We start from the raw sequence: 8,617 nt of genomic DNA, 5'->3' as shown, positions 1-8,617 counted from the left end.
AGCACTGAAACGTGCCGCACCGGCCGCTCTTCCGCATCCTCTTCTTGAGAGGATCGGATCGGAGTGACCGGAGAATTTCGGTCGAAGCCGGAAGATCGAAACCGCTAAGTCGCTGTTTTCTCTTCCGTTTCTGCCGCCGCCGCCGCGCCTCGTTCAGCGCCCCGCCGTCGGTGGAGCGGTTTATAGGCGCCCTCCCCCAAACCGCGCAAGCGCTTTTTTCATCGCCTTCTGCTTTTTATGTTGGCTGAACCGACGGATGTTTTCTTCAGAGCAGACCGAGTTCACGCAGTTCCGCCGCCATGTCGGCCGGCAACTCGTCCCCTGCCCCGCCAGCGGCGGAGAGATCCTGGGGGGCGGCTTCGGTCGTCAGATAGCGCCAGCCCTGAAAGGGTCGATGCGCTGTCGGCACCGTCTGCACCCGGTCGGAGGCAAGATGCAGGGTGCAATAGCTCTCGCCTTCCTCGCCGGTATCGGTGTCGATGGCGAGGATGGGCTGGCGCACCAGGACGCTGCCCTTGATCACCCAATAGATCGATCCGCCGGCCAGCAGCTCATCGCCGCGCTTGGGCAGGCGGCGGGTGTAGACGGGGATGCGGGTCTGGCCGCCGGCGGTTACGGCGCGGCGGTCCTGAAGCTCCGCCAGATGGTCGAGGTCACGGACGCCGACGGCGAGCTTGATCAGATGGAGAGGCATGGAGGCTGCAAGGTCTCATGACAGGAGGGACGGAACCGCGCCCAGCATAGCGCGCCTCCTGACATAGTGCGTTATGCCGGATTGTCCCGCAGCCCGGAGCGCGGGACGGATCTGTCCTCAGAGCGGATCGTTGCGGTCCGACCGGCCGGGCGGGCGGGCATGGCCGATGATGGCGCTGAAACCGAACAGCAGAAGCAGCACGCCCATGACGATCTCGATGCCGCAGACCAGGCGGACCACCCCGGACACCGGGTGAATGTCGCCATAGCCGACGGTGGCGAAGGTCACGATGGAGAAATAGATGCCCTCGGCGAAGGTGATGTCGCGCCTGACGCCCTCGATCACGAAGTTCGGCTCCGCCATGAAGCGGTCCATGATGGTGTAGATGGCGCCGAACAGGATGATGCAGAGCGAATAGAAGGTCAGGAAGGCGAAGGCCGGCAGGACCAGACGGGCCGATTGCTGGAAAAAGCCTTCGAACAGCAGGCCGGCGTCGAGCAGGAAGATGGCGATGTCGCGCGACACCAGGACGACGATGGCGGCGATGGCCGACATGGCCAGCAGGAAGATCGCGCCGATGGCCTGGGTGTCCATGTCCTGTTCGGGCACCAGGAATGTCAGGGCGCCGATGCCCCAGACCGGTGCCATCCACAGGAAGACGCGGTCGAAATGGCCGCCTTCCCGCAACCGCCTGGACATCACGATCCGCCGGATGTCCTCCGCCCGCCACCAGGCGCCGCCGAGAAAGGCGACCAGCGGCAGGACGAAGGCAATCGCCTGGATCAGCGGGCTGATGTTGTGGAAGTTGCTTTCGGCGAAAAAAACGAAGATGCAGGCATAGACGCCGATGAAGTTGGTCAAAGCCAGGGTGAAGAACTGGCTGCCTGGAAACAGATAGTGGAAGGCGCCGACCACCAGCCCGACCGACCCCAGCAGCACAAAGGTCAGGTCGCCCGACACCGACCGGATCGACAGGGCGATCAGGCCGAGCAGCAGAGCCGTCAGCAACGCCCCGCCCAGCCAGGACTTCGACGCCCCCCGGCCCGCGTGCCCGCCGCCATGCCCACCCCCATGATTGCCGGGCGGGACTGCCGGGGGCGGGCTGGAGGTCCGGGGACGGCGGTCGGGAACGATCTGATCCATGGGGCGGTAAACCGAAACGAGAGCAGGCACCGCGGCCGGCGCCCAACCGAAAGTCTTAGATCGGATCGCGTAAAATCGGAATCGATTTGAAACGCGAATCTGATCGTCAGACAGAAAGCGATAGCTCCGTGCGTTTCATAGTAAACGCACGGAGCTATAGCCCATGGTTATAGCGGTTTGCCGGCCCCGACCGTCAGCACTTTCCGCCCCCGGATGAGGATCCGGAGCCCCGGCTTTACCAGCCGCCCTTACCAGCCGCCGGTGGCGAGCCAGCGGTCGACCATATCGAGCCGGTCCCAGCCCCAGAAGGGTTCGCCATCGACGATGATGAAGGGCGAGCCGAAGACACCGCGTTCCACCGCATCGTCGACCTCGCTGCGCAGCCGGTCCTTGACCGCCGGATCCTGGATGGCGGCGGTCACCGCGGCGCGGTCGATGCCGAGGCTGCCCAGAGTCTTCGCCGCGATCTCCGCCACCGTGTCGGCCGGGCCGATGTCCTGCCCCTCGCCGAAATGGGCGTGATAGATCGCACGGGCCAGCAGCTTGGCCTGTTCAGGATGCTCGTCGGCCAACCAGTAGAAGGCGCGCGAGGCGGCAACGCCATTGGCCGGGGCCGAATCGGGGAAGGTGAAGGGCGCGCCGGTCAGGCGGGCGATGCGTCCGACATCCTGGGTCAGATACTCGCCGCGCAGGGGCTGCTCCAGGTTCGGCTTCATGCCCGTCACCTTGAAGATGGCGCCGAGCAGGACCGGGTGCCAGGTGACGGTGCGGCCATGCTTCGCCGCCAACTCGTCGATGCGCAGGCTGGCGAAGTAACCGTAGGGCGAGCCGAAGTCGAAATAGAAATCGATGGGATCAGACACGCGCGTTTCCTCTCCGAGAGATTTTCAGGAAAGGCTAACGCGGGCGTGGGAAGGCGTCCAGGGGGTGTCCGGCGCAATAAGGGTGAGGAGGCCGGATGGGCAATACGGACCCGTCAGACGGTGCGGACCTTGGCGTCGAAGACATAGCCGGCGCCGCGCTCGGTCTTGATGATGCGGGGTTCCTTCGGGTTCGCCTCGATCTTGCGGCGCAGGCGCAGGATCAGCACGTCGATGGAACGGTCGAACACCTCCGCCCCGTCGACCCGGGTGAGGTCGAGCAGCTGGTCGCGGGTCAGCACCCGCTGTGGCCGCTTGACGAAGGCGGCGAGCAGGCCGAACTCCGCCTTGGTCAACTCCACCTCGCGCCCCTCCTGCCCGCGCAGACGCTGGGCGGTGAGGTCGAGTTCCCAGTTGGCGAACTGCACGACGGCGCGCAGCTCTTCCGGGCTGCGGGCCGGGCGGGCGTCGTTGGAGACGCGGCGCAGCACCGCCTTGATGCGGGCCAGCAGTTCGCGCGGGTTGAAGGGCTTGGTCAGGTAATCGTCGGCGCCCAGCTCCAGCCCGACGATGCGGTCGACGTCCTGATCCTTGGACGACAGGATGATGACGGGGATCTGCGATTCGGTGCGGATCTGGCGGACAAGCCCCAGACCGTCGCCGTCGGGCAGGCGCAGGTCGCAGACCACGAGGTCGACAGGCTCGCCATCCAGTGCCTGCCGGGCCGATGCGGTATCCTGCGCCGTCGTGACCCGGTACCCCTCTCCCGCCAGATATGAGGCCAAAAGCTCCCGAATCGGCTCGTCGTCGTCGACCGCGAGAATATGCATGCCTGTTACCTCCCCAAACCTTCTTATCTCACGCGCGAGCGCCACGCAATGCGTTACAACCCCGTAACAGCCGCGGCTCTTTCGCCCACCGCGTGAGTTGGTTGAAACCCCCTGCCGCTCCAGCGACATAAAAATACCCTTGCGCAGACATTAACCAGAAACACGTTGCGGTTTAAATCCAGACCATCGAACAGGGGACGGTTGCCCGGCAAGGGGCGCCGGACCAATGCCGTGATGGGGAATGCGCCGCCATGTCGAACATCGATCATTGCCTGGAACGTCTGGCCCTGCTCGACCGCGCCGACCGTCTGCTGAACGAGGTGCGGGTCTATGGGCAGCATGGCCCGATCCGCGAAACGCTGGCACAGCACCGGCTGCTGCTGGGCGAGGCGAGGCGCCATCTCGACTCGGCGCGCTCGGTCGGACGGCCGGGCTGACGGCACAACCGAACGACTGGCCCCCGAAGGACTGGGACAAGACCACGATCATGTCCGGCTGCACCGCCCCGGCACTGCCGATGCCGCACCAGCGCACCGCATCGCATGCCCACTCCAGGACCGCGAGGCGCCTGCCCGCCGACGGCAACCGCCGTCCGGTGGCGGAGCGTTGCAGCCACCACCAGGGCTGCAATCCGGGCTGCACGCCGAACGCGGCACAGGTCACGGCCCATAACGGCGCGCCGCTGTGGCGCACGATGATGGAACGCTGGCTGACGGCGGCGCCCTGACCACGGCCCCACCCTTCCGGCCCATCCGTCCCCTCCGGCAACGCTCTCCCTAATCCCGCCCGAATTCGCGCTTATGCCGACGGTCGGGAGCAACAGAACCGGAGAGACAATCATGACCCGTGCCATCCTTCTCGCCTCCACCGCCCTGCTGATGGCGGCCCCGGCCGCCTGGGCCGCGGCGGACGGGCCAACCGGCGGGCAACTGGCGCTGACTCGGGTTCTGCTGTCCACCGGCGGCGTCGGTTATTTCGAATATGAGGCGACGGTCAGCGGCGATGCCGACCTGTCGCTGGAGGTGCGGCGCGATCAGGTCGACGACGTGCTGAAAAGCATCGTCGTCTATGACGACAAGGGCGGCGTCGGCACCATCGGACTGGCCGGCGCCGAACCGCTGGACACCGCCTTCCGCGAACTGCCCTTCTCGGCGGGCGACCTCACCTCGCCCGCCGCTCTGCTGAACGCGATGCGCGGGGCGGAGGTGACGTCCGGCGGCTCCCGCCAGCTGACCGGCCGGCTGATGTCGGTGACGGAGGAGACGGTGCGGCTGCCGGGCAGCGACGGCGCGACCGCCACGCGCCACCGGGTGACGCTGATGACCGCCGACGGGCTGCGCCAGCTGGTGCTGGAGGAGGCCGACGCGCTGCGCTTCACCGATCCGGCGGTGCAGGCCCAGATCGACCGGGCGCTGTCGGCGGTGGCGGACAATGCCCGGCGCGAGCGGCGGCAGCTGACCGTGCACAGCCGGGCGCCGCAGGATGGCCAAACCGCAGGCGAGCGGCGGGTCCGGGTCGGCTATGTCGCGGAGATGCCGCTGTGGAAGGCGACCTATCGGCTCAGCATGACGCAGAGCGGGCAGCCGCAAGCCGGGGCGGCGAAGGAGGGCAGCGGCGCGCTGCAGGGCTGGGCGGTGCTGGAGAATCTCAGCGGCGAGGATTGGAAGGGCGTCGATCTGACGGTGGTGTCGGGCAATCCGGTCACCCTGCGCCAAGCGCTCTACACCCCCTACTTCGTCGAACGGCCGGAGGTGCCGGTGGAGGTGCTGGGCCGGGTGCTGCCGACGGCGGACGAGGGCACGGTGACGCTGAACGACGCCCATCCGGCGATGCGGCCGCAATCGGAAGCCTCGCGCGCCGCGATGCCGCCCGCTGCGGCAATGGCCGCTCCCCCGCCTCCCGCACCGGCCATGGAACCGGCACCGGTGGGCGAGCCGCTGGCGAAGGTGGCGCCCTACGGCAGTGCTGCCGGGACTCCGGCGATGGCCGCGGTGCGCGGTGCCGAGGCCGGTGCTGCGGAAGGCGCCCAGGTGCTGTTCCATTACCCGCAGCCGGTCAGCGTGCCGAACGGCGGGACGCTGATGATGCCGATCGCCGTCCTCAGCCTGCCGGTGGAGCGGGTGGCGCTCTACCAGCCGGGCACCGATGCCCGCCACCCGCTGGCGTCGCTGCGGCTGCGCAACGACGGCGACACCGCCCTGCCGCCGGGGCTGCTGACCTTCTATGACCGGACCGGCGGCGCCGGGGCGGAGACCAGCGCCTATGTCGGCGACGCGCGCATGGCGACCCTGCCGGCGGGCGACAGCCGCCTGCTGTCCTTCGCCGTCGATCAGGCGGTGACCATCGACCGCGAGGAGAAGCCGAGCCGCCGGCTCTCCCGCGCCGCCCTTGCGGACGGGGTGCTGACCCTGTCGGTCACCGACCGGCAGAGCACCACCTACACGGTGGCGGGCGCCCCGGACGCCGACCGCAGCGTGGTGATCGAGCATCCGCGCCGTCCCGGCTGGGACCTCGCCGAGCCGGCGGGCGGCAAGCCGGAGGCGACGGCCGGCGCTTACCGCCTGCCGCTGGCGGTGCCGGCCGGCAAGACGGTGACGCTGACCGCGACGCTGGAACGGCCGCGGCAGGAGCGGATCGTGCTGACCGATCTGAGCGCCGACCAGATCGCCGCCCGCGCCTCCGCCCCCGAACTGCCGCCGGAGGTGCGTCAGGCGCTGACCACGCTGGCCGGCCTGCAGTCCACCGTCGCCGAGAAGGAGCGCCGCATCGCCGAATTGGAGGACGAGCGGACGGAGCGCATCGCCGACCAGGACCGGCTGCGCGAGAACCTGAAGGCGCTGCCGGCGGGCAGCGACCTGCACAAGCGCACGCTGGCGAAGATGGGAGAGGCGGAGAACCGCCTGGACGGCTTGGCTCGCGACCTGACCACCGCCCGCGCGGAGGCGGAGAAGGCCCGGCAGGTGCTGCGCGAACGGGTGAAGGCCCTGGTGATCTGAGGAGATGAGGGGGGCGGAGTTCCGCCCCCCTTTCGCACTTTGTCCTTACAGCGTCGTCGCGCTGCAATAGGCCCAATCCTCGCCCTGCAGGCCGAAGAAGGCGGCGACCGGCTTGCCGCTGGAGCGGTCGACGACGACGCGGAAGCGGGTGCCGGTGCAGGTGCCCTGGGTCTGCTTGGCGACCGGGACCTTGACGTGCTTGGACTTCAGGCAGGCCTCCGACATCTTCGGCGGGTTGGCCGGGCCGTCCACCTTCTTGCCGTTCAGCACCATGTAGTAGCTGGTGGCCTGCCCGCCCTTGACGTCGGCCTTCACCTCGATCTTGCCGAAGCGCGACTTGTAGAGGCCGGCATCCTGCTCGCCGTCCGGCGCGCCGCTGGGCAGCGAGCGGAAGGAGATGGCGGCGCAGGAGGGCGGGTCCTTGGCCTCGGCCGGAGCGGCGGCCAGAACGGCGATGCCGCCGGCCAGCAGCAGGGCGGCGGGCACGGACAACAGACGGGCAGACAGCATGGAAAAGCCCTTTCGAACCGGTTGAAACGTCATTTCGGCATCACGCAGAAGGTGGTCTGCTGCATCAGGGCGCAGTCCTTCTCGACACCGCCGTCCAGCATCGACACCTCGACCTGGGTGATGACCAAGGTGCGGCCCGGCTTCACCACACGGGCGCGGGCGATCATGACGTCGCCCTTGGCCGGCGACATCAGGTTGATCTTGAACTCCACCGCCAGCACCTCCGCCCCGGCCGGCATCAGGCTCAGCGCCGCATAGCCGCCGGCATTGTCGGCCAGCGTGCTGACCATGCCGGCATGGAAGAAGCCGTGCTGCTGCGTCAGGTCGGCACGGAAGGGCAAACGCATCTCGCAGAAGCCCGGCTCCATCGCCGCCAGTTCGATGCCGAGCGTCTTGCAGATCGGCTGCTGTTCGAAGGACGCGAAGCAGCGCGCCTTCCAGTCGGGAGTGCGGGGTTCGAAAATGGCGGGCAAGGGAAGGGTCTCCGGCAGATGGGCGCCAAGGGAGGCGGTGCGCCACAGCCTGCGTCAGCCGCCCCGCCGGATCAAGCGGCCGAACGGAGTGCGCGTCACCTTGCCCACCCCGGCCGTTCTCCGGTCGCTCCGCAATTGGCCGCCCTCAGCCGCCGATCAGGCCCATCTGCGGGCTGGACGGTTCGGCATGGGCGCGCATCGGCATGCGGCCGGCCAGATGGGCGGCGCGGCCGGCATTGACCGCATCGCGCATCGCCGCCGCCATCCGCACCGGGTCGCGTGCCTTCGACACCGCGGTGTTCAACAGAACGGCGGCGCAGCCAAGCTCCATCGCCAGCGCCGCGTCGGACGCGGTGCCGATGCCGGCGTCCAGCACCACCGGCACCGGGCTGCGGGCGCAGATCGTCTCGATGGCGTGCGGGTTGCGGATGCCCATGCCGGAACCGATGAAGGCCCCCAGCGGCATCACCGCCGCCGCCCCCAGGTCGGCCAGCTTGCGGCAGGTCACCGGATCGTCGTTGCAATAGGGCAGCACGACGAAGCCGTCATTCACCAGCTCCTCGGTCGCGCGCAGCAGTTCCTCCACGTCGGGATAAAGCAGTTCGCGGTCGCCGATGACCTCCAGCTTGATCCAGGGCGTGTCCAGCGCCTCGCGCGACAGCTGGGCGGTCAGCACGGCCTCCTTGGCGGTCATGCAGCCGGCGGTGTTGGGCAGCAGCCCGACCGGACCGGTCGGCCGCCCGGCGGTGGCGCGGGCCAGCACGTCGACGAGGCTTTCCGAATAGCCGTCCAGGCTGATGCGGCGGATCGCCAGCGTAACCAGTTCGCTGCCGCTGGCCGCCAGCGCGTCGAGCATCACCTGCTGGTTCGGATAGCCGGCAGTGCCGAGGAACAGCCGCGAGCCGAGGCTGCGCCCGGCGATGGTGAGGGTGTCGGGGGTGTCGGTGGGCATGGGGAGAACCTTTTGCAAAGGCCCTCTCCCGCCCCGGGAGAGGGAGGGGACCCGCGCCTTAGGCGTGGGGAGGGTGAGGGGGTATCCGAACATGGATTCTGATCCTTGCCCCACCCCTCACCCTTCCCATGCTGCGCATGGGCCCCTTCCCTCTCCCGG

The 8,617-nt window shown here is 68.5% G+C and carries 10 protein-coding genes; 3 read left to right on the top strand and 7 right to left on the bottom strand.

Going from position 1 to position 8,617, the window contains the following annotated elements:
• Positions 1-265 precede the first annotated feature (265 nt).
• The 4 genes from ABNQ39_RS14785 to ABNQ39_RS14770 form a co-directional block, all read right to left on the bottom strand.
• Positions 266-694, bottom strand: coding sequence for a DUF1489 family protein (locus tag ABNQ39_RS14785; RefSeq protein WP_376958269.1), 429 nt, complete (start codon positions 692-694; stop codon positions 266-268).
• A gap of 117 nt (positions 695-811) precedes the next feature.
• Positions 812-1,837, bottom strand: a complete 1,026-nt coding sequence (locus ABNQ39_RS14780) for a potassium channel family protein (protein ID WP_376958268.1) — start codon at positions 1,835-1,837, stop codon at positions 812-814.
• 248 nt (positions 1,838-2,085) lie between these two features.
• Positions 2,086-2,700: a 2-hydroxychromene-2-carboxylate isomerase gene (locus ABNQ39_RS14775; protein WP_376958267.1), complete on the bottom strand. Its 615-nt coding sequence runs from the start codon at positions 2,698-2,700 to the stop codon at positions 2,086-2,088.
• Between the two features lie 113 nt (positions 2,701-2,813).
• On the bottom strand, positions 2,814-3,527 hold the full coding sequence (locus ABNQ39_RS14770; protein ID WP_042696260.1) for a response regulator: 714 nt from the start codon (positions 3,525-3,527) through the stop codon (positions 2,814-2,816).
• Positions 3,528-3,778: 251 nt separating this feature from the next.
• Between ABNQ39_RS14770 and ABNQ39_RS14765 the strand changes: the two genes are divergently transcribed.
• The 3 genes from ABNQ39_RS14765 (at position 3,779) to ABNQ39_RS14755 (ending at position 6,523) form a co-directional block, all read left to right on the top strand.
• Positions 3,779-3,964 carry a hypothetical protein gene (locus ABNQ39_RS14765; RefSeq protein ID WP_109052013.1) on the top strand — a complete coding sequence of 62 codons (186 nt, stop codon included), beginning with the start codon at positions 3,779-3,781 and terminating at the stop codon, positions 3,962-3,964.
• Between the two features lie 50 nt (positions 3,965-4,014).
• Positions 4,015-4,254, top strand: coding sequence for a hypothetical protein (locus tag ABNQ39_RS14760; RefSeq protein WP_098740583.1), 240 nt, complete (start codon positions 4,015-4,017; stop codon positions 4,252-4,254).
• Positions 4,255-4,366: 112 nt separating this feature from the next.
• Positions 4,367-6,523, top strand: a complete 2,157-nt coding sequence (locus tag ABNQ39_RS14755; protein WP_376958266.1) for a hypothetical protein — start codon at positions 4,367-4,369, stop codon at positions 6,521-6,523.
• A 45-nt stretch (positions 6,524-6,568) separates the two neighbouring features.
• Here ABNQ39_RS14755 and ABNQ39_RS14750 read toward each other — a convergent pair whose 3' ends face one another.
• From ABNQ39_RS14750 to ABNQ39_RS14740, 3 genes are all read right to left on the bottom strand, one after another.
• On the bottom strand, positions 6,569-7,033 hold the full coding sequence (locus ABNQ39_RS14750; protein WP_247880082.1) for a hypothetical protein: 465 nt from the start codon (positions 7,031-7,033) through the stop codon (positions 6,569-6,571).
• 29 nt (positions 7,034-7,062) lie between these two features.
• Positions 7,063-7,506, bottom strand: a complete 444-nt coding sequence (locus ABNQ39_RS14745) for a PaaI family thioesterase (RefSeq protein WP_376958265.1) — start codon at positions 7,504-7,506, stop codon at positions 7,063-7,065.
• 145 nt (positions 7,507-7,651) lie between these two features.
• Positions 7,652-8,458, bottom strand: a complete 807-nt coding sequence (locus tag ABNQ39_RS14740) for a thiazole synthase (protein ID WP_376958264.1) — start codon at positions 8,456-8,458, stop codon at positions 7,652-7,654.
• Positions 8,459-8,617: the final 159 nt, after the last annotated feature.

The sequence above is a fragment of the Azospirillum sp. A26 genome, assembly GCF_042604635.1.
Classification (GTDB): domain Bacteria; phylum Pseudomonadota; class Alphaproteobacteria; order Azospirillales; family Azospirillaceae; genus Azospirillum; species Azospirillum palustre.
This window is presented reverse-complemented; position numbering and strand designations above follow the sequence as displayed.